Source organism: Nostoc sp., assembly GCF_036919815.1.
Lineage (GTDB): Bacteria > Cyanobacteriota > Cyanobacteriia > Cyanobacteriales > Nostocaceae > Nostoc.
Window position 1 is genome coordinate 22,212 of the sequence record NZ_JBALCE010000010.1, and the last position, 20,641, is coordinate 42,852.

Below are 20,641 nucleotides of genomic sequence, written 5' to 3' on the forward strand. Positions count from 1 at the left end.
AAATCCTCTGGATCAATCTTAAATCCAACTTAGGTGTTAGGCTAATGCGCTGTAAAGAAATTCCCAGTTATAGGTATTGGAAAATGGGGAATGAAGCATTGTAAATGCGTCAATAATCTCTTCTTCTGCTTCCCCTGTCTCTCTACTTGAGGTTCTGAACTCGGCACTTGAGCTTCTGAACTCGGCACTTCAAGCTTAGAACTCGGCACTTCAAGCTTAGAACTCGGAACTTCAAGCTTAGAACTCGGAACTTGAGCTTCTGAACTCGGAACTTCAGGCTTAGAACTCGGCACTTCAAGCTTAGAACTCGGAACTTCAAGCTTAGAACTCGGCACTTCAAGCTTAGAACTCGGAACTTTCAAAATTTTATAGGACTTACGCACAAGTTTACGGAATAACGAACCACAGAGGCGCAGAGGACACAGAGAAATCAGAGTTTGAGAGATATTTTTTGCCTAAGTCCTATTTTAAAAGAATCAGGACACATTTAAAACCTGAAACTTCGATCCCCCCTAACCACCCTTAAAAAGGGGGGATCTTAAAGAGCCAACTTTTTAAGGGGGTTGGGGGATCTATAAATGCGTAAGTTCTAAGAGCAAGTAAAGATTTTGTTTGAACCCATATAAAATAAAAGCTACATATCCCTAAGGAAGGTGGATTAAATAAAATGCAAAACTTTATCCTGTCTCTAGCTTCCCTCTCCTTTATAAGCAGAGGGATTGAGGGTGAGGTAAGCCAGGGACATAAATTGTATGTTATTTAATTTTTATCCCTAACTCCCTTTAGAGTATAAAAAAAATAACTATCTAGATTTGACTATAATTACCGAAAACATCCATCTTTTCCCCAGAAGTCAGTGAATCATAATTTGAGTTAGCAAAACCCGAACGTTAAATCAGTAAATAGTTCTCAGGCGTATGGTAGGAGATGTGAATCAGTTACCAATTCTCACTGATTACAGATAACTGTGTACTGGGAACTTAAACCCGGCGACGAAACTGATAACTGTTAAAGGGGTTGCACTGATTGTCGGTCAAGTTGAAAATAAATAGGCGAAGCACACGGGGAAACTAACGTGAGTCAAGGATTTGATTACGATTTAGTCATTATCGGCGCTGGTGTAGGCGGACATGGTGCAGCTTTACACGCTGTAAGTTGCGGTCTGAAAACAGCGATTATTGAAGCTGCTGATATGGGAGGAACCTGTGTTAATCGGGGCTGTATTCCTTCTAAGGCGCTGCTGGCGGCATCTGGGCGGGTGCGGGAGTTACGCAATGCCCACCACCTCAAGTCACTGGGAATTCAAATTGGTAGCGTGGAATTCGATCGCCAAGCGATCGCAAATCATGCTAATGATCTCGTCTCGAAAATTCAAGGCGACTTAACCAACAGTCTCAAACGTCTAAAAGTCGATATCATCAGGGGTTGGGGAAAAATCGCTGGGGCGCAAAAAGTCTCGATCACCGGAGATGGCGGTGAAAAAACGATCACAGCCAAAGACATCATCCTTTCCCCAGGTTCAATTCCTTTTGTGCCTCCAGGGATTGAAGTAGACGGCAAAACTGTCTTTACCAGCGATCAAGGTGTCAAATTAGAGTCGTTACCCGACTGGATCGCAATTATTGGCAGTGGTTATATCGGCTTGGAATTTTCTGATATTTACTCAGCTTTGGGTTGTGAAATCACCTTGATTGAAGCCCTAGATCAGCTAATGCCAGGATTTGACCGTGATATTGCCAAACTTGCCGAACGGGTGCTGATTACTCCCCGCGATATTGAAACCAAAGTCGGGATATACGCCAAAAAAGTTATCCCAGGTTCACCTGTGGTAATTGAGTTAGCAGATTTCAAAACCAAAGAAGATGTAGATGTCATCGAAGTAGATGCTTGCTTGGTGGCTACCGGACGCATCCCAGCGACCAAAAATCTCGGTTTGGAATCTGTGGGTGTAGAACTCGATCGGCGGAATTTTATTCCAGTAGACGATCGCATGGCAGTGCTATCAGCAGGTGAAGTAGTGCCGCATTTGTGGGCAATTGGGGATGGTAATGGGAAGATGATGTTAGCACATGCGGCTTCTGCTCAAGGCATCATCGCGGTAGAAAACATAGTTGGGAGGGAAAGAATAGTAGACTATCGCAGCATCCCTGCGGCAGCGTTTACCCACCCGGAAGTCAGCTATGTGGGCTTAACAGAAACCGCCGCTAAAGAGTTGGGACAAACCGAAGGGTTTGAAATAGCTACAAGTAAGAGTTACTTCAAAGGAAATTCCAAAGCCTTGGCAGAAAATGAAGCTGATGGCATTGCCAAGGTGATATATCGCAAAGACACCGGAGAAGTTTTAGGCGTTCACATTTTCGGATTGCACGCCTCAGACTTAATTCATGAAGCCTCAGCTGCGATCGCAAACCGTCAATCTGTGCAAAACTTGGCACATCTAGTTCACGCCCACCCGACACTTTCGGAAGTATTGGACGAAGCTTATAAACGAGCGATCGCTATTTAGTCATTTGTTCTTAGTCATTTGTCCTTTGCTAATAAACAAGGACAAATGACTAATTACTAATTACTAATGACCAATGACCAATGACCAATGACCAATGACCAATGACTAATGACCAATTATGCAAATCCGTCGTCGTTCACCTAACCCAGCGATTAATGTATCCATGTTACGTTATCAGGCTGCTGTGCCTGACGGGACGCCAAAGAACATTTTGGAGGAAATTGTCTGGCAGAAAGAAGCAGAATATGACCAAATGCGGGAAAAAGTTCCTTTGAAGGAATTGGTTAAGCAGGTACTAACTGCGCCGCCAACCCGTGATTTTGTCGCCGCCTTGCGTCAAGGTAAGACTAAGCCAGCATTGATTGCCGAAGTCAAAAAAGCTTCACCCAGTAAAGGCGTTTTACGAGCAGATTTTGACCCAGTAGCGATCGCCCTTTCTTATCAGCAAGGCAAAGCCACTTGTCTTTCTGTGCTTACAGATGTCAAGTTCTTTCAAGGTAGTTTTGACAACTTAGCTAAAGTTCGGGCTGCCGTAGATTTGCCCCTACTATGCAAAGAGTTTATCATTTATGCTTACCAGATATACTTGGCGCGGGTTCAGGGTGCAGATGCTATTTTGTTGATTGCAGCTATCCTGGGCGATCAAGATTTGAAATACTTCCTGAAAATTGCTCACAAACTTAAAATGGCAGCCTTGATTGAAGTCCATAGTTTGGCAGAACTTGACCGTGTGTTAGCTTTAGATGGGGTCTCCTTAGTAGGAATTAATAATCGCAATTTGGAAGATTTCTCTGTTGACCTGCAAACTACTTGTGAACTTTTAGCTGCAAGGGGTAGCCAATTGCAGGAAAAAAATATCCTTGTTGTCAGCGAGTCAGGACTAAACAACCCAGATGATTTAAGTTTGGTATTTACAGCAGGTGCATCTGCTGTACTCATTGGAGAATCTTTGGTAAAACAACCAGATCCCGGCGCTGCGATCGCCCGGATCTTGCCGACGAATTTCTGAAAGAAACACCTCCCCTGCGCCTCTTAGTGCAGGGTAACTATAAAGAATTCTTAGGCGATCGGGCACACTATACGTATACACGCAACACTTTCCCGTTAAGTATCATCAATATCTTTGCCAAATCTTCATTGCTAATTAAATAAAGCTGTAAGGAATTAGTTATTTATTATGTAACAATCTATTAACAAGAGATAAACTCTGACTAATACAAAATTCCAAATATCAAATCAAAATTTAACTTCATGGAGCAAATTCCTCTACCTTCACCTATTCATTACGAACTTATACTTCAACTTTTAGAAAGACAAACCATGTTAGCGGTAAATGATCATCCAGATTTACGGCATCAGGTGAATCAGCTAATTATTACTCTCCGTAAAGCTGCCGTGCAACAAAAACGACTAGAAGAAATTTGCGAGTTTTCCTCTGTAACCATTGATCACCGTTGGTCGATCAACCATCATCACGATAGTAAAGTTGTTGCCCCCGATTGAAGGTGATAACTTAATATCTCAACCTCAAATTTCGCATCTTTGTTAAGGTTAGCTTACCACCGTCAGAAAGTGTCTCTGTGTATTGAAGAGACTAGTACTCAAAACTTCCGCCGTACTTGCTTGACTCAAATGCACAGTTTGGGGTGTAATTTAAAATGATTCTGGTTACATAACTTTCTCTGCTTTGCAAAAATATCTAAAAATGCTAGATAAGGATTTAAAATCAGCAGTACCAACGCACAGATTTTAGTTTATATAAATTTTACTTTATTTAGCTACTTTCCTAAAGTTATACATAGTTATTTTTTATCTAACTACTAACTTATAGCGTTTCCTAATCAGATGAGGCACATCATGGCCCCCTCATCGCTTGCAGGGAGAGGGTTCTTTTATCTCACAAGGTTTGAAAACGGCAATAGCTTTTTACAATTTACACAATAATTAGATTAATGCAGTCGAAATAAATTCTCATCTTGATAAAATTTTAGCTCTGAAAAAGTTCATATTGATTTAGAGGAAACTGTAAATCAGCTAAAATAATTATGAGATTCTCTCTCGAATTTGACTAAAGATGAAATATAACAGCATTGATGAACTATTCAGAAATAATCAGGCTTGGGTTGCCGAGAAACTAGCTTTAAACCCAACTTACTTTCAAGAATTATCTAGCGGACAAACACCACCTTTTTTATACATCGGCTGTTCTGATAGTCGTCTGGCATTAACCAGCTTTACCCGTACAGAACCAGGAGAGTTATTTGTACATCGTAATATTGCCAATCAAGTTTCTCTGACAGATATTAACTTTTTAGCCGTTTTAGAATACGCAATTTTACATCTTAGGGTGGAACATATTATCGTTTGTGGCCACTACGATTGCGGAGGAATTAAGGCAGCTTTAGAAGGGAGAACTATCGGAATTCTTGATAACTGGGTAAATCCGATTCGGGAACTGTATTTAGAGAAACAAGAAGAAATTGATGCCTTGCCAACAAGAGAAGATCGTCTGAATCGGTTGGCAGAAATCAATGTTGTGGCGCAAGTAAAAAATCTTTACCAAACTTCCATTATGCGCCAGGTACTCTATGAGCGAAAAGCACCTATGGTTCATGGCTGGGTACTAGATATAGGCACTGGTTTGATCAAAGATTTGAACGTTTCTACTCTGCAATGGCAATTACACATTTGCCCCTTACTTCTAGAGTTTAGACTCTATGCCATGTTAAAAAATGATAGTTGATTCGGTATTTACCGCCATATAAATATACATTAAAGACGTGACAAATCGTGTCTTTACAACTTTTATTTTAAGTGAAATAAATACTTATTGTAAATAAAAGGGTTTAAGACCCCTACGTCTACACGTAGTGTCAGTTTCAGTCGGGGTTTAAATCCCCGTCTGTTCGCGTAGCGTGCCGTAGGCAAAATGTCTTTAATTACGAATTACGAATTACGAATTATTTAATTTTTCGCCCCAATATTGTAATATTTACGTCAAAGTTCTAAATTATTTTAGATTTTTCTCCAATTAGAGTTACGAATACAAGAATGCCGTTATCCCTTTGACTAACGCATCGTCACAGATTAGAGATAACGTCTCTACAAGGGTTTCAGGTAACGCATCATTAATTTATGGAGATGTCTATTAGATCAAGATGATGCATTAAGGAAGTAACGAACTCTACAAGTTTGGATATTTTTTTTTAATTGGAAGTCTCTAATTGATTCTGGCTGATGAATTCTTCTTTAATAATTTGCAGACATCCAATTCATAACCCTTTCTATAGAGGCAATTAATGAATTGCCTCTATCCAAAAATTACTCAGAATGAGTAAAACCGAGATTGGTACGCCCAACCTACCCCCACAAAGAATTATTTCTTATAAATTATCCACACTGCATGAATAATCCCAGGAATGTAACCAAAAAGCGTCAAAACTATATTAATCCAAAAGTCTACACCCAAACCTACTTGCAAAAAAACTCCCAAAGGCGGTAAGAAGATGGCACACAGAAGACGAACTAAATCCATTTGAACCTCCTGTTAATCTTACAAAAGACAGCTTGTCGGCGAAGTGATTCACCACTGTTCAAGTATATTTGTACCTTTCAAAGATAACATTTCCTCTCTTAATCGAGGTCACGGTTAAGATGCGGTAAACCGCACTCAACATTAGCCACCGCTAATTTTGGCTTTGTAACCTAGCTTGGTCAAAATCTCGACAATTTTCTGCTTGTGTTCGCCCTGAATTTCAATCTCGTTGTCTTTAATTGTCCCACCTGTCCCACACTGGCTTTTCAACTGCTTTACTAAATCTGCCAAGGTTTCCGGTTTGGCTTGAAAACCGCTAATCACTGTGACGGTTTTGCCTTTGCGTCCTTTGCGGGAAGCTTGTACTTTGAGATTTTGTTGTTGTGCGGGCAGTTCTGGAACTGGTCTTTCTGTGGCGGCGGAGTTGTCGTTGCCAAATTCGCGGTAGACAAAACCTTTATCGGAAGATTTGGGATTGGAAGAAGACATAAAATGAATGTTTAAGAAAAATTTCAAAGGCAAGGGAAACTTCTACGCAACCGTTTTGCTGGGAAATCAATTTCTAGGCTAACATCACAAATCCATTGCAAGGGATTCAATTAGATTGGGCATTGGGCACTTGTACTGACTTGTAGTGAGCGTTGTCGTTGGCGCAGCCTCTCGTAGAGAAGTATTGGGCATTGAATATCAACGAAGAATTTAGTTCCCATTGCCCATTCCCCAGATATACCCCAGACTTTTCTATAATAATTAAGTTATTCCCGTCATCAAAATCAGCCCGTGACTACTACTCCCCTTTCTCCAAGTTCAACTGCTCAGGTTCCCGATACGCTAGGTCGCTTTGGACGCTTTGGCGGTAAGTATGTACCTGAAACGCTGATGCCTGCTCTTACTGAACTAGAAACAGTTTATCAGCAATACCGCAATGACCCTGGTTTTCAAGCAGAACTACAGCAGTTGTTACGGGACTATGTAGGACGTGCCACACCATTGTATTTCGCTGAACGCCTGACTGCTCATTATGCCCGACCCGATGGCACGGGTCCGCAAATTTATTTAAAGCGCGAGGATTTAAATCATACTGGCTCTCACAAAATCAATAATGCCCTTGGTCAGGTATTGTTGGCAAAGCGCATGGGTAAGCAACGGATTATTGCCGAAACGGGTGCTGGACAACATGGAGTTGCCACAGCCACAGTTTGCGCTCGTTTTGGGTTGGAATGCATAATTTACATGGGCGTTCATGACATGGAACGCCAAGCTTTGAATGTGTTCAGAATGCAGTTGATGGGGGCAGAAGTGCGTCCGGTGGAGGCGGGTACGGGAACCCTGAAGGATGCTACTTCTGAAGCAATCCGGGATTGGGTGACAAATGTGGAAACGACTCACTACATCCTGGGTTCGGTAGCAGGTCCTCATCCTTACCCGATGATGGTACGTGATTTTCATGCAGTAATTGGTCAAGAAACTCGCGCCCAAGCAATGGAAAAGTGGGGTGTATTGCCTGATATTCTCTTGGCTTGTGTTGGTGGTGGTTCCAATGCTATGGGACTATTCTATGAGTTTCTCAATGAGTCTTCTATACGGTTAATTGGGGTTGAAGCAGCCGGAGAAGGTGTCAATACCCCAAAACACGCAGCAACCTTGACAAAAGGACGAGTTGGTGTATTGCATGGAGCAATGAGCTATCTTCTGCAAGATGAGGATGGACAAATTATTGAGGCACACTCAATTAGTGCGGGGTTAGATTATCCAGGTGTGGGTCCAGAACATAGTTATTTGAAGGATGCTGGTCGCGCTGAATACTATAGTGTGACTGATGCACAAGCTTTGGCGGCATTCCAGCGATTATCGAAATTGGAGGGGATTATCCCAGCATTAGAAACAGCCCATGCGATCGCCTACCTCGAAACCCTATGTCCCCAACTACCCAACAGTCCCCGGATTGTAATTAACTGCTCTGGACGCGGCGATAAGGATGTACAAACAGTAGCCAAGTTATTAAAGGATGCGTAAATATACATAAAATTTTGGCGCAAAAGCAATAAGGGATCAAAAATTCCAATATCCTATGCTACTGCAACCCACTTACGACGAGTTGGCACGCCAAAATTTAGTGCAAGGAGTGTGAACTGTGGCGTGCGGAATAATTTCGCGGGTGTTGCGCGTGGTACAGAAAGAGTTAGAAACCCTCAACCAAAGCTAGTCGCCCAGAGGTTTTAGGGACTGACAAAAAATAAATCATCCCAAATTATTTCTACATTTGTAGGGGCGTATTGCAATACGCCCCGACGATGGGATATTTTTTTAATTGGAAATCTCTTGGTCGAGAAATTGTATCGGCTCAATAAATAGGGGTAGCCGAGAAAAATAAGGAATGTTGGGAGACAGAACATAATAAAATATGAGACATGACGCAAAAGCTAGATTCGAGTAAGAAAACGGGAGAAGAGATACTGCAAGCCATCGAGCCAAAAGAAATTGCAGACGAATCAATGCGTCGAACAATAGAAATATTACTGAACCTCATAGAGCAATTACAAGCAGAAGTAAAAGAATTACGAACAGAAAATCAACAGTTAAAAGATGAAAATAACCGCCTGAAAGGAGAAAAAAGTCAGCCAGACATCAAAGCCAACAAGAAAGGGGATGCCAAAAATCACTCATCAGAAAAAGAACGACAGACCCCAAAAAAGCACAGCAAAGGCAGTAAGAACGGGACGATTAAAATAGATAGAGAAGAAATACTGAAATACCCCCAAGACAAACTGCCAGCAGACGCAGAATTTAAAGGTTATCAAGAAGTAATCATCCAAGACATCACTCTCTTAACGGACAACATATTATTCCGGAAAGAGAAATACTACTCACCATCAGTTGGAAAAACCTATTTAGCCGAACTTCCTTGTGGTTACGAAGGGGAATTCGGGCCTGGAATGAAAACCTTAGTGATTAGTCTGTACTACGGGGGTAACATGACCCAAGGCAAATTATTAGAGTTTTTAGAAGATATTGGGATATCCATATCAGCAGGATATTTATCGAACCTACTAATTAAAAACCACGTTGATTTTGAAAGCGAGAAAACAGAAGTATATGCGTCGGGACTAGAGAGCAGTCCTTGGCAACACTTAGACCAAACAGGTGCGCGGGTGGGTGGGGTGAACTACACCACTAATGTAGTGTGCAACCCTTTATATACAATCTACTCGACTACTGCCAATAAAGACCGATTGAGTGTAGTGAAAGTATTGCAAAACGGACGAGAATTGGAGTTAATTCTCAATCAAGTCACATATAATTTACTGGAGACCTTCCAACTTCCAGCTAAATGGAAAAACGCACTTAAACTATTACCTCAATAAACCGTGTTGAGTGAGGCAGAGTTTAATGCCCTACTTGATACATATCTACCCAAACTTGGTTCAAGGGCAACGGACTGGCATCACCGAAGCAGCAGCGATTGCAATAATCATCAGCAAACTGATTGGCCAGTGGTACAAACTCTCGTTTGTGATGATGCTCCCCAGTTCAAGTTCCTGACTGATAGTATAGCTTTATGTTGGGTGCATGAGGGACGACACTATAAGAAGTTGACTCCTTATGTTGCTTGTCACCAAAAAACTCTTGATAAATTTCTAGATGATTTCTGGGATTACTATCGAGACTTACTTGCTTATAAAGATTCTCCCAGTCAGCAAAGAACAGACAAACTTAGGTCTGAGTTTTGGAAACTTTTCGATACTCCAAGTGGTTATCAACAATTGGATGAGCGAAAACGATTAACGCTCCTAAAAAGTTCCGAGTTGCTATATGTTTTAGAGCATCCTGAATTGCCCTTGCATAATAATCCGGCAGAGTTAGCTGCCAGGACGATGGTGCAGCGACGTCATATTAGTTATGCAACTCAAACTCTTGAGGGGACTCAGACAAGGGATACTTTTATGTCTCTTGTTTACTCGTAAGTTAGGAATCAGCTTTTTTGAATATATCCGTGACCGCATTTCTCATCTGGGGAATATTCCATCTTTGGGGTCTATTATTCGCGAAAAATCTCTTCTCAATCCTTTTGGTTGCTCATGGGTGACTGAATAACTTTTTCCCCGAAGTATTGAGGGGATACCAGCTTTGTTTGACCTCATCGTACATGATGGGGTGGATCTAGCGAAGCTGTCATCAGGGACAAGATAACTGGAAACTATGCTATATATACGCTATAGCTTTTTTGACATCGAACTAGAATTTCTGCATGAATGCACTGGTACTCTTCACCCCATAATTGCTTTTCGCCTAGCACACAGAATTACAAATACTGTTTGGTTGGAGTCTCTGGATTGGGCTAGAAAGCTTGATGTCAAAGAGTTTCAGTCAATTCACGCCAAAAGATGATCATTGCCCTAACTGTAAAACCTGTAAATAAAGTTAATAAATACTACGGTTTTTGTAGCTATGGATACTTAAGTTTTGTCCCCTGGTGTCAATTTTACTCAAACATCGCTGAAACCTATATATAATAAGAGTTTTCAGTCTATCTTGCCCTTGATGATAGCTTCGCTATATTTACCCCTTTTAGGTTGAATAATTTCAACACGAAAGTGGGGTTTGATCTGGGGGATTTTTATTTAAAAAATGAAAGGTAAGGAGGGACTTTATGAACTAATAGGTTTCATTTTTATAGAACGTAATAAAGATTCATTTCCTCGATGTGCTGAGACTGTAGCTCACTTTCTAGAACAGCTATCGCCATGCTTTTTACAGGTTGGTGCTGATAGTAGGCATGAACTTTATGAGCCAGATCATTGGCAGGAAAGTAACTGAAAAAGTCATTAAAATTTTCTAAATAGTAGTAGATTTTTCGGGATGGATTGGCTGTTGATAGCCCGATGTAAATCCAGTTACAGATTGGTAGAAGCTTCAAGACTGTTGGCGAGAGGACTTGCATTAATCGTTGTTGTACATTGGGCTGCTGCCACTCATATTTATTAAAGCGGGGATAAAGCTCGATGTTGCTTTCGCCCTTAAAGCCAAAATCGAAACCCATGTGCAGAGAGTTTTTAATCAGCAATGTTCGTGCATCTGCTTCTAGATTCTTCCCAATTAGGTTAATCGCCAGTTCTTGTTTCTCTGGATAATCTTTAATAGTCAGACCAATGTCTAATGATGACTCTGCAGGGTCTCTACGGAGATCAACACCAAACATGAACTTGCTAATTTTGCTGATATCAGAATCAACTGTAAGGAATCTATCAATTAGTGAGTAATTTAGATCAACATCAATTCTTGAATTGATTTGATCAAAGAAGTCAATTATTACACCTAGTTGGGTTGTGTTTTGGAGCTTGAATCCCAAACTAAACCGCGCAAAATAGATTCGATCTGCTTTAACTTTACACCCGGCTTCTAGAAAACACCCCTCTGCGATTTTCTCAATTTTTGCAACAAAAAATTTGAAGAGTTCTAATCCATTTAGATTCTTAATCTCAAAAGCTTGTTCATGCTTGGAGATGAACTGTAGTTTTTGAGGCAGTATATTCATTTTTATCACTCCCCATTTCAACTTATCAATGAAAACTCATGACCGGAAAAAAGCGCATTTTTCAGACTGGGTATGCTTATCAAATTTTCTCAACGTCACAGTAGCTTAACGGAAAGCTGAAATACAGCCAAACTGCATAGTTGTTGGCGAAGCCTGCCTAAGGCTTAGATATGAGTTGACAAGCGGTGACGTTAAGCTGTCGCGTCTTTAATTTTCTAGAGTGTCCTCGTTGCAATAAGGGTTCCAGAACATGAAAAGTGCAAGTTATATACGCGACAGCTTAGTACATAAATCAGGGACTAGGGAAGTATAAGTACGTAGAGTATTTTACTACTCTATCAATGCGTAAGTCCTAAGTTATTGTTTTTTGGAACCGTTCACAGAAACTTTAAAGCAAGATCAGTATCTTTCCTGTATCATTGGTTAGCGTCAAACACGCAACACGACGCAAAACCACGATGACGAATGAGAAGAAGACGGTAGTACAGATGAATTAGAACCAAGTAGGAACATCATCATCATCCTCCTCTCCATCACTTACTTCTTCTGGATCGTGCCTCCCCGTATCGTCTAAACCTCTATAAGAACTGTCTACAGCGGCAGCAGGTGCTAAGATCCACGAGTCGCCAGCATTTTCCACGGTAGTTATATAACCATCGTACTTTATATCGGGAGCTAGGCTTTGATTACTGTAGGAGATGTTGGTGATGCGAACGCGATCACCATAGCGAATTAGACCTGTATCGCCATCAGCTTTAGTAATCTGCCAGCTCTGTTTATCCTCATCATAGCCATCTTGCCAATAGTAACAATCATGGCTATCCGCAAAAGCCCCCAAAATATTATTGTTGCCCATTGCTGATTCTGTCGTTCTGATTTTGATGCGGCTGTTGGCTTGAACCTGGCCATTGCCGCCCACAAGTTCAAGTTTTGTTACTTTTTTTTTCTCTTGGCTCAACTTCGGCCAGTTGTAGCGTCCTTGTTCAACCGCAATCAAGTATTTATTGCTCTCATGCTTGATATAGAAGGTATCACCAAACTTAACGATATCTTGATTAGACATGAGTATGTTCTCCTAATTAATTATACATTTGTGTTGCCAAAACTTATCCAGAAACAGCAAAAGTTTTCTTAACGACCTCAACAATCCACCGAAAAACATCCATCATCCAACGCATAAAGTCTTCTCCTCGATCTCAACCATCCATCTAAATCGTATGTAAGCGATTGGTGCGACAGTCCAGATGATGAACTCGGTTCAGGAGCTTTTGGCTCCAGTGTGCCCTAGAAGCGAAGCGCATATAACGTATTGGTGACTGACATTAGTGATTGTCATTATTTGTAAGTACTGCTTCTTACGAGACATTCTCCCACTTTTTGTGCAAAGTAAAATGGTATCGGCTCCCCCTATTTATTGAGCCGATACGAGAAATTTATGTAGAAATAATCATACTACTGGTAGAGCATTCGCCATAAATAAGATTACATACTATTTTAACTAAATAATAATACCTAAAATATTGCTGAAAATTGGGTCGTAAACATAATTTTTGGACAGGTAATGCCTACGCCTAATCTTGATACGCATCATTGATTCTTGCCCCATTAGTTCAAAAAATAACAAATTTTATACTTAAATAGTTTTTAAAATTTAAGTATAATTACTAATTTACAAAAATGATGTCCTTTTTAACTTTCACGGATGATGGTAGAGATAAATTTTTTATAAACAGCACAATTGTCTCGTAAGATCGCGGATTTAAACGTTTGATGGTCGTTTTTGAACATAAAATGCCATAAACAAAACTATATAGACATATAACCAATTTGTCATACTGACATTATTTTAGTTAGATTGTTGACAACTTTACTTTCAGCAAATGATTAAGACAACAATCTATAGCATTGCTTTAGGCACTATCCTTCTCAGTAGTGGGGCGATCGCTACTCCTGTAACAAATCCAACTTTTACGCCGATATCTTCGAGTGTATCAAATAATGCTGTTCAAATCGTAGCATCTAGCATCAACACTGCTGGTTTAGAACAGTCGGTTTTCAACAAAATTAATAACTACAGAGCTTCCCAAGGGCTAGCAAACCTGACTCGTAATTCTGCCATTGATAATCAAGCCAGGATTCACAGTCAGGACATGGCTAATGGTAAAGTTCCCTTTGGACATACGGGATTTTCAGAACGGATTCAAGCAATCGGTATTTCTTACAGTGCAGCTGGTGAAAATGTCGCTTACAACCAGGGATATAGTACTCCTGCCAAAACAGCTGTTCAAGGCTGGCTCAAAAGTCCAGGGCATCTAGCCAATATTAGAGGTAATTATAATCAGACGGGCATTGGTGTCGCTAGCAACAGTCAAGGCGAAATCTACTTTACACAAATTTTCCTTCGCTGATAGATTTGCTAAAATTTAGGTTTTTTCTCAAATTCCCCAGACTTCAGCCTGTTAGCAAAGCTTTTGCTAACAGGCTGAATAATGTAGTTTCAATAACATTTGTCTATCGAATACTACATTATTTTTTTAGTAATTCATAAAAATCTTAAATTCTCAGCAAAAATAACTGTGATTTTCATACAGCTGAGCGATTGAAGTATTGACAATTGGAAATGATTATTTGTATATGCGATACAAGGATATAGCCAAATTGCCGAAATTCATCAACCCTTAATAGTATCGTGGTATATATCGTCGGAACAATAAGGTACAGTAGAAGTCTTATATCTCTACACATTACGCAATTCTCCATGTTCCGACAAACTGCTTTTGGCATCGCTTTAAGTGCGCTTGTCCTTGCTAGTGGATTAACGACTGTTCCGATCCCAAATTATCCTTCAACGAATACATCCACCCGTAATAAGCTGTTGTCGCTTTTTTCTAGCCAGGTTGCAATATCGACTCCTACTTTTAAAACTACTGAGCTAGAAAAATCAGTATTTGATGAAATTAATCGATATCGGACTTCTAAAGGACTGCCAAAGTTGACTCTAAATGCAAATATCACTCGACAGGCAAGAATTCATAGTCAAAACATGGCTAAAGGTAAAACCCCATTTAGCCATCAGGGATTTGAACGGCGAGTCAAAGCTATCCCTCTTCGCTACAACAGCGCGGCGGAAAATGTTGCTTTCAACCGGGGATATAGCAACCCTGTGGACGAAGCTGTTACTGGTTGGATCAAAAGTCCCGGACATTTAAAAAATCTTAAAGGAAATTACAACCTGACTGGAATTGGCGTTGCGACTAATAATCAAGGCGATGTCTACCTGACACAACTTTTTTTCCACACTAGGTAGATTTAATTTCTGATGTTTTTGCACAATAATAATCTAGTGTCTGACAAGACTTTTCTCTGCTGGACACTGCTATTATTTTTAAACAATTCATGACATTACAAGATTTTCAGGTGAGCGATCGCGATCTCAGCGACGCAGCCCTTAGCCAGTATTTAGAATCAGCAGCGATCGCAGTTGATACAGAAACAATGGGATTATTGCCACTGCGCGATCGCTTGTGTCTTGTCCAGCTGTGCAACCAATCCGGGAAAGTGACTGCAATCCGCATAGCCAAAGGACAAGCTGACGCTCCAAACTTAAAAAAACTCTTGTCAGCGGCAAATGTCGTAAAAGTGTTTCACTTTGCTCGTTTTGATCTTGCCACTTTGAGAGCTAATTTGGGGATTCAGGTTCAGCCCACTTTTTGCACCAAAATTGCTAGTAAATTAGCCCGTACTTATACAAATCGCCACGGACTCAAAGATGTGGTACAAGAGTTAGAACAAGTGGAACTGGATAAAAGCTCTCAAAGTTCTGATTGGGGTAACGCCGCTAGTTTAACAGAAGCTCAACTGAGTTATGCTGCCAATGATGTGCGCTACTTACTTAGTGTGCAGCAAAAGCTAATAGAAATGCTCAAACGAGAAGAACGTTGGGAAATTGCTCAAGAATGTTTTGAATTTCTGCCAACAATTGTTTCCTTAGATTTGTTGCAATTTAAGGATTTGTTTGAACATTGATCAAACTATAAACCTCTTCCAAAGGAAGCATCCATTTTTGCAAATTGCCCTGCGCCCAGCACACGCTACGCCAAAAGACTAATACCGCAAGGCGGAATTCAAAATTCAAAATTCAAAATTCAAACAGGTATACAGGGTAAGCGTTTCATGGTAACAGAGCAGTTCGACAGGTCTTACCCTGAGCTTGCTGTTGGCGTAGCCTCTCGTAGAGAAGGGCTGAGTGTAATACTTGCCCTTGGCGCAGCCTCTGGTAGAGAAGTATTGATTTGGAATCGGTGCTTTATTTACGCCGTGTTGTAGAAGTGGGTGGCTCACAAACAAAGTCTGCCAACCCAGGCTAACGTGAGTTCGACGAATCTCTCCCTGCCTTGAACTAAAGCTCAAATCTGTTCCTCTCACCCGTCGGAGAGGGACAGTTTTGCCTAGTAGTAAAACCTCTTAGAGGGCTTTTGCTTCAGCTAATTAAACAAAGATTATATGAGCCATCGAATTCACGTCAGGCTAGGATTATTCTGTGCAGGCGGACTTTGCCTCGGTAGTTTCTAAGTACAGCTTTGCCTAAGATCCAATATTGGAATCATTCAGTGTCTTTAGGAGTTTTAGATTCACTAATGCCTTCCTTGAGATTGCTGGCTCCTTCTTGAATGCCTTCTTTGAGATTGCTGGCTCCCTCTTGAATGCCTTCTTTGAGGTTACTAGCTCCTTGTTGAATGCCCTCCTTAAGGTTAGTAGCTCCTTTTTTAATAGCTTCCGTGGCGCTACTGCTTCCCTTTTGCAAATTTTCTTGCTGATTTTTTAGCTTATCTACGGCATTGTAGTCATCTGGACCTGGGGGAGTTTTTGATTCAATAATCCCTTCTGTTGGGCCACCGATCGCCTTCCATGCCTCAAGACCACCTTTGAGTTGGGAGACATGCTCAAATCCATTGGAACGCAGTTGTTGTGCGGCTTGGACAGTTTCTTCTTCATTAGCACCGTAAACGTAAATATCACGGCTTTTATTCAAAGAAGCTACGGCGCGCTTTACTAATTCATCTATTGGCATTGGCATCGCTCCCATAATGTGACCTTGGTTGAAAATCAGGCGATCGCGCACATCCAATATTGTAAAAGCTGGTTCGCCCCATTCTAGACGGGTCTTCAGGACATCAACATCAGATTGTGCTTCTATTGGTGGCTGGGGCGGAATAATGCCGCCTACTAAATTGTTAGTCATAACTATTCCTTACTAACGATATTTATACTAATTTAAGGGACTAAGCAGATTTAATTGCTCTTTCTCTGGGATGAATTTACTCAAACTCTCTCCTGAGATAGACTGGCTAATTGAAATATTTTCTACCATTTAATCCATTGTAAATTTAGTCAACTTAGACTATCTAAAGTCAGCTTTTTGGATGAAATTAATTAAATATATAATAAGTTTATATTTCTAATCTTTAATTATTTAGACACATTGTAAATAAATTTAAATTTATTATATTCGCCACCTAATTAATAAAAAAAGATAACTTTAGCTGTTGGCAGATTTGCATAAAACAAGAGCGTGAAACCGACTAAAGCAGCAAAAAATTTCGAACCTGGTTGAGGTGTAATGCCTAAAGCTGTTGCTAATTTATTAGGACTTACGCAAAACTACACGCGCTGTAGGGGCAATTGATGTAGACGAAGGCTGACCGCAGGGTGTTGCCCCTAAGAAGAAAATCATTCTTTTCGGCTATTGTTTGCGTAAGTCCTGTTTATGCTGACTTTTTGTCTGTTAAAGCTGTTTTTGCTGCCCTTATGCCTTGTGGTAATACTCTCAGTGATTGCCTTGTCATAGTTTCAGGCTGAAACTTGTAGTATAGTGTATATTTAAGAGGGTAGCTATATGTAAATGCAGGCTGAGTAAATTTTCGTAGACCCCCTTCAAGAGGACATACCCGTTGGCTAGAGTACATTTGGGTAAGTAGGAGTTTAGAATCTCAATTGGCTTATGGCTTCGTTTATGAGGCGTTATAGATATCTAACTAATCAGGAAGGGCGGTTGCTCTGAGAAAGTTGTAGCAATTGCCGTGGCGTTTGGTGTATCTCTGGACTATTTGCGGTGATCAAGATGGTCTTAAATTACACTTATCTTAAGTATAAAAGTTTAAAATTATACATCTTATCAGCATTATGATCACTGAAGTTTTCATAAACTTCATGGAAAATTAATTGTATACAAGTACTACAATAGCGATCGTACTCACTAGAGACGCGCGTGAATACACTTTCAATAAACACGTAAACCAAAACTGGACTAACAACGAATCGCTCAATCTACAATAGGCAGCATTATGGTTATGATTACCGCTACTACTCCCAAAATTCTGATCGTCGATGATGACTTCGGCGTGCGAAATCTCGTCAATCGTTTTTTAAGTCGGAAATATCAAATAGAGTCAGCAGCAGATGGTAAGACTGCCTTATCGTTGTTTGAGCAATTCAACCCAGCTTTAGTGATTCTGGATTGGAATTTGCCGGATGTCAATGGTTATAGCCTCTGCCAAGAAATGCAGAGTCGTACTAATGTTTTAGTGCTGATCCTGACTAGTAGGACTGACGAGGCTGATAAAATTAAAATCTTAAGCGCAGGTGCTGATGATTTCATGACTAAACCATTTAGTCTTGCAGAAGTTGAAGTTAGAGTAGAAGCTCTTTTGAGACGCATACGCTACATCAATCCCTCACCATCACAACGTATCATCTTCAAGCAGCTAGCAATTAACCCAGAGGGTCGAGAGGTAACACTTAATGACAAGCCTCTTACTTTAACAGCGCTGGAATTTAATATCTTACATTTTTTGGCAAGTCATCCTAATCAGGCTTGGAGTCGCCCACAGCTAATCCAAAAAATTTGGGGTTGCGACTATGTAGGCGATGGACGGGTAGTTGATGTGCATATTGGTCAGTTGCGTAAGAAGATGGAAGTCGATACCAGCATACCGGAGTTTATTAAAACTGTGCGGGGCTATGGTTACAAGTTTGAAGTGCCAGACGAGATTACTAATTCGTAATGACGCTCTCTACGAGACGCTAAAAGCGAACGCGGACTCGCTAACGTAATTCGTAATTAATGAGTAGTTGCACCATTGTTTATTAATGGAGACAAAAAATCGCATTTGTGAATGGGTAATAATTAGGAATTATCATGACATCTGACTTACCTAAATACTTTTACTGAGGCTTGACTGTATAACTTGCGTTAACTTGGGGCGTTGATACAAACTGATTTGGTGATTTTGTGTCTGCTCAAGCCTCAGACAGTAACTTTATTGGTTTTAATATATCGTCTCAAGATAAGTTTCAGAAAAATCGAAATGTACAGAGTTTATCCGAAGTTTCGCCTATAGGTAAAATTTGGGACAAGCACAGAGCTAATACTGATAAAGTCTTACATTATTACGCTAAAGCAGACGAAGATTATTTTCAGCAGTATGCTTGGCGGATGAGAATGTGTTCCGAGTTGCTGAAGTTTCAATTAGCGCCAGACGAATCGGAAGGTATTCTCAAGTTAAAGCTATTAGATACGCGATTTTGTAGAGTTCGTCATTGTCCGGTTTGTCAGTGGCGGCGATCGCTAATGTGGAAAGCAAGAGCTTACAAAATTCTCCCACAGGTTGTCACTGATTACCCCAAACACCGTTGGCTGTTTATTACCTTGACTGTAAAGAATTGCCAAATTGAGGAACTCAAGCAAAACTTGGATTCAATAAATAAAGCTTTTAAGCGACTCACTGAGTTGAAAGCATGGACTATTAAAGGTTGGGTAAAGTCCATAGAAGTTACTAAAGGTAAAGATGGAGTCTCGGCACATCCCCATTTACATATTTTGGCAATGGTGCCGCCTTCCTATTTCAGTCATGGCTATCTTTCTCATGCCAAATGGGTCGCGTTGTGGCAGCAGTCCTTACGGATTGATTACCAGCCTGTTGTTCATATTAGCGCGATCGCAAAGCATCATAACCCTTCACTACTCATCCCAGAAATTCTCAAGTATCAGGTGAAAGAGTCAGATTTAGTGGGTGATAGGGAATGGTTTTTAGAGTTAACCCGTCAACTGCATAAAACTAGAGCGATCGCTGTTGGGGGTATACTCAGGCAGTATATGCGCGAATTAGAGGAGAAAAACCAAGACCTCATTGATGAAAGTGAAGAGACAGATGAGGTGGATGGAGAAAGTTTGTATTTCCGATGGGAGCGCAAGCTACAAAGATTTAATATAGAGTGACATCAGCGATCCAACCACAGTCATGTAATCCTTACAGGAAAAAGATTACAGGAATTTAAAACTGTAAATACTGTGGTTTAATCTGACGAAAGGATAAAGACCATCGCTCAGATACAACAGGAAGTAGTTCATGGGAAATACTAGAATCAAACTTGATAACCTGACCATCTTCAAGGTGATGTTCTTGATTATCGATGGATAAAGTAGCACGTCCAATATTGACCAATGCTACTAGAGGTTCAAAAACGGAATGGTCAGTGTGTTGTTTCATGCAACCACCTGGACGATAATGGCATAATAAGGCACAATTCCATCCTGGGAAAATGCGATCGCCAAGTCGATTAACCCTCTCATCCCAATTGCCTGGATTAATTTTCGCATTAGGCAATAGTATTACCTCGTATCCAAACCATTTGTGAGTTCGATCAGAAGCAACCCAACTATAAGACATTGACTTCATCCTAAATTGACGATCAGTCCAGTCATGAAGACTTTGAAGATCAGTACGAACGTGTCCAACAGTTTCAAGTAAGTTCATTATTAACTCCTAAAAATTTAAACTCTGAAAAAACTAATTACACTCCCTTCACACGAAGTGTTCAGAAAAAAATATTTAAAGGCGTATTGACATCACGACTATTGGAGTACAACTCTTTAATTCTTTTCTTCATTCCCTTTAGGCGTTAGCCGGTTCAATCTTTGTACAGCGCGAAGCGTTCTAAAAAAAATATTTAAAGTCTATTGCACTCCACGACTATTGGAGTACAACTCTTTATTTAAAAGAAA

Annotated in this window: 19 protein-coding genes and 1 pseudogene; 13 read left to right on the forward strand and 7 right to left on the reverse strand. The window is 40.5% G+C overall.

Annotated features, from left to right (window positions below; all coding sequences use genetic code 11):
* Nucleotides 1–41: 41 nt before the first annotated feature.
* The gene (locus tag V7K15_RS02870) at nt 42–383 is read right to left on the reverse strand and encodes a hypothetical protein (protein WP_334902851.1); all 342 of its coding nucleotides are present in this window, start codon (nt 381–383) and stop codon (nt 42–44) included.
* A gap of 692 nt (nt 384–1,075) precedes the next feature.
* Here V7K15_RS02870 and lpdA point away from each other — a divergent pair.
* From lpdA to V7K15_RS02890, 4 genes are all read left to right on the forward strand, one after another.
* Nucleotides 1,076–2,506, forward strand: coding sequence for a dihydrolipoyl dehydrogenase (gene lpdA / locus V7K15_RS02875; RefSeq protein WP_334902853.1), 1,431 nt, complete (start codon nt 1,076–1,078; stop codon nt 2,504–2,506).
* Between the two features lie 118 nt (nt 2,507–2,624).
* Nucleotides 2,625–3,515: an indole-3-glycerol phosphate synthase TrpC gene (trpC, locus tag V7K15_RS02880; protein ID WP_334902855.1), complete on the forward strand. Its 891-nt coding sequence runs from the start codon at nt 2,625–2,627 to the stop codon at nt 3,513–3,515.
* Between the two features lie 242 nt (nt 3,516–3,757).
* The gene (locus V7K15_RS02885) at nt 3,758–4,009 is read left to right on the forward strand and encodes a DUF5340 domain-containing protein (RefSeq protein WP_334902857.1); all 252 of its coding nucleotides are present in this window, start codon (nt 3,758–3,760) and stop codon (nt 4,007–4,009) included.
* Between the two features lie 571 nt (nt 4,010–4,580).
* A complete protein-coding gene (locus V7K15_RS02890; protein WP_334902859.1) occupies nt 4,581–5,249 on the forward strand; it encodes a carbonic anhydrase in 669 nt (222 codons plus the stop codon).
* Between the two features lie 633 nt (nt 5,250–5,882).
* Here V7K15_RS02890 and V7K15_RS02895 read toward each other — a convergent pair.
* Both V7K15_RS02895 and V7K15_RS02900 read right to left on the reverse strand, forming a co-directional pair.
* Nucleotides 5,883–6,041: a YqaE/Pmp3 family membrane protein gene (locus V7K15_RS02895; protein ID WP_334787143.1), complete on the reverse strand. Its 159-nt coding sequence runs from the start codon at nt 6,039–6,041 to the stop codon at nt 5,883–5,885.
* Nucleotides 6,042–6,182: 141 nt separating this feature from the next.
* On the reverse strand, nt 6,183–6,530 hold the full coding sequence (locus V7K15_RS02900; RefSeq protein WP_292791073.1) for a translation initiation factor: 348 nt from the start codon (nt 6,528–6,530) through the stop codon (nt 6,183–6,185).
* A gap of 291 nt (nt 6,531–6,821) precedes the next feature.
* Between V7K15_RS02900 and trpB the strand changes: the two genes are divergently transcribed.
* The 3 genes from trpB to V7K15_RS02915 all read left to right on the forward strand — a co-directional run bounded on the left by trpB (nt 6,822) and on the right by V7K15_RS02915 (nt 10,006).
* Nucleotides 6,822–8,057, forward strand: a complete 1,236-nt coding sequence (gene trpB / locus V7K15_RS02905) for a tryptophan synthase subunit beta (protein WP_334902861.1) — start codon at nt 6,822–6,824, stop codon at nt 8,055–8,057.
* A 395-nt stretch (nt 8,058–8,452) separates the two neighbouring features.
* Complete coding sequence (locus tag V7K15_RS02910; protein WP_334902863.1) at nt 8,453–9,406, forward strand: hypothetical protein; 954 nt, start codon at nt 8,453–8,455, stop codon at nt 9,404–9,406.
* A 3-nt stretch (nt 9,407–9,409) separates the two neighbouring features.
* Nucleotides 9,410–10,006, forward strand: a complete 597-nt coding sequence (locus tag V7K15_RS02915; protein WP_334902864.1) for an IS66 family transposase — start codon at nt 9,410–9,412, stop codon at nt 10,004–10,006.
* A 707-nt stretch (nt 10,007–10,713) separates the two neighbouring features.
* Here the strand turns inward: V7K15_RS02915 and V7K15_RS02920 are convergent.
* Nucleotides 10,714–11,577 (reverse strand): LynF/TruF/PatF family peptide O-prenyltransferase, encoded by an 864-nt coding sequence (locus V7K15_RS02920; RefSeq protein ID WP_334902866.1) that lies wholly within the window; start codon nt 11,575–11,577, stop codon nt 10,714–10,716.
* Nucleotides 11,578–12,070: 493 nt separating this feature from the next.
* Nucleotides 12,071–12,640, reverse strand: coding sequence for a hypothetical protein (locus tag V7K15_RS02925; RefSeq protein ID WP_334902868.1), 570 nt, complete (start codon nt 12,638–12,640; stop codon nt 12,071–12,073).
* A gap of 817 nt (nt 12,641–13,457) precedes the next feature.
* Between V7K15_RS02925 and V7K15_RS02930 the strand changes: the two genes are divergently transcribed.
* From V7K15_RS02930 to V7K15_RS02945, 4 genes are all read left to right on the forward strand, one after another.
* A complete protein-coding gene (locus tag V7K15_RS02930; RefSeq protein WP_334902870.1) occupies nt 13,458–13,985 on the forward strand; it encodes a CAP domain-containing protein in 528 nt (175 codons plus the stop codon).
* 350 nt (nt 13,986–14,335) lie between these two features.
* Nucleotides 14,336–14,884, forward strand: coding sequence for a CAP domain-containing protein (locus V7K15_RS02935; RefSeq protein ID WP_334902872.1), 549 nt, complete (start codon nt 14,336–14,338; stop codon nt 14,882–14,884).
* An 89-nt stretch (nt 14,885–14,973) separates the two neighbouring features.
* Nucleotides 14,974–15,603: a ribonuclease H-like domain-containing protein gene (locus V7K15_RS02940; RefSeq protein ID WP_334902874.1), complete on the forward strand. Its 630-nt coding sequence runs from the start codon at nt 14,974–14,976 to the stop codon at nt 15,601–15,603.
* 147 nt (nt 15,604–15,750) lie between these two features.
* Complete coding sequence (locus tag V7K15_RS02945) at nt 15,751–15,903, forward strand: hypothetical protein (RefSeq protein WP_334902875.1); 153 nt, start codon at nt 15,751–15,753, stop codon at nt 15,901–15,903.
* Between the two features lie 469 nt (nt 15,904–16,372).
* Here V7K15_RS02945 and V7K15_RS02950 read toward each other — a convergent pair.
* A pseudogene (locus V7K15_RS02950) lies at nt 16,373–16,819 on the reverse strand (rhodanese-like domain-containing protein); the annotation flags it as partial.
* 1,102 nt (nt 16,820–17,921) lie between these two features.
* Between V7K15_RS02950 and V7K15_RS02955 the strand changes: the two are divergent.
* Together V7K15_RS02955 and V7K15_RS02960 are read left to right on the forward strand one after the other, a co-directional pair.
* Nucleotides 17,922–18,641 carry a response regulator transcription factor gene (locus V7K15_RS02955; RefSeq protein WP_334902877.1) on the forward strand — a complete coding sequence of 240 codons (720 nt, stop codon included), beginning with the start codon at nt 17,922–17,924 and terminating at the stop codon, nt 18,639–18,641.
* Between the two features lie 227 nt (nt 18,642–18,868).
* On the forward strand, nt 18,869–19,855 hold the full coding sequence (locus V7K15_RS02960; RefSeq protein WP_334902878.1) for a protein rep: 987 nt from the start codon (nt 18,869–18,871) through the stop codon (nt 19,853–19,855).
* 55 nt (nt 19,856–19,910) lie between these two features.
* Here the strand turns inward: V7K15_RS02960 and V7K15_RS02965 are convergent, their stop codons facing one another.
* On the reverse strand, nt 19,911–20,306 hold the full coding sequence (locus V7K15_RS02965) for a hypothetical protein (RefSeq protein ID WP_334902880.1): 396 nt from the start codon (nt 20,304–20,306) through the stop codon (nt 19,911–19,913).
* Between the last annotated feature and the right edge of the window lie 335 nt (nt 20,307–20,641).

Bases quoted from the DNA above. Each gene is read 5' to 3' on its own strand.
- trpC (WP_334902855.1), top strand. From the start codon at position 2,625: ATGCAAATCCGTCGTCGTTCACCTAACCCAGCGATTAATGTATCCATG.
- V7K15_RS02885 (WP_334902857.1), top strand. From the start codon at position 3,758: ATGGAGCAAATTCCTCTACCTTCACCTATTCATTACGAACTTATACTT.
- V7K15_RS02890 (WP_334902859.1), top strand. From the start codon at position 4,581: ATGAAATATAACAGCATTGATGAACTATTCAGAAATAATCAGGCTTGG.
- V7K15_RS02895 (WP_334787143.1), bottom strand. From the start codon at position 6,041: ATGGATTTAGTTCGTCTTCTGTGTGCCATCTTCTTACCGCCTTTGGGA.
- V7K15_RS02900 (WP_292791073.1), bottom strand. From the start codon at position 6,530: ATGTCTTCTTCCAATCCCAAATCTTCCGATAAAGGTTTTGTCTACCGC.
- V7K15_RS02910 (WP_334902863.1), top strand. From the start codon at position 8,453: ATGACGCAAAAGCTAGATTCGAGTAAGAAAACGGGAGAAGAGATACTG.
- V7K15_RS02920 (WP_334902866.1), bottom strand. From the start codon at position 11,577: ATGAATATACTGCCTCAAAAACTACAGTTCATCTCCAAGCATGAACAA.
- V7K15_RS02925 (WP_334902868.1), bottom strand. From the start codon at position 12,640: ATGTCTAATCAAGATATCGTTAAGTTTGGTGATACCTTCTATATCAAG.
- V7K15_RS02930 (WP_334902870.1), top strand. From the start codon at position 13,458: ATGATTAAGACAACAATCTATAGCATTGCTTTAGGCACTATCCTTCTC.
- V7K15_RS02935 (WP_334902872.1), top strand. From the start codon at position 14,336: ATGTTCCGACAAACTGCTTTTGGCATCGCTTTAAGTGCGCTTGTCCTT.
- V7K15_RS02940 (WP_334902874.1), top strand. From the start codon at position 14,974: ATGACATTACAAGATTTTCAGGTGAGCGATCGCGATCTCAGCGACGCA.
- V7K15_RS02945 (WP_334902875.1), top strand. From the start codon at position 15,751: ATGGTAACAGAGCAGTTCGACAGGTCTTACCCTGAGCTTGCTGTTGGC.
- V7K15_RS02955 (WP_334902877.1), top strand. From the start codon at position 17,922: ATGGTTATGATTACCGCTACTACTCCCAAAATTCTGATCGTCGATGAT.
- V7K15_RS02965 (WP_334902880.1), bottom strand. From the start codon at position 20,306: ATGTCTTATAGTTGGGTTGCTTCTGATCGAACTCACAAATGGTTTGGA.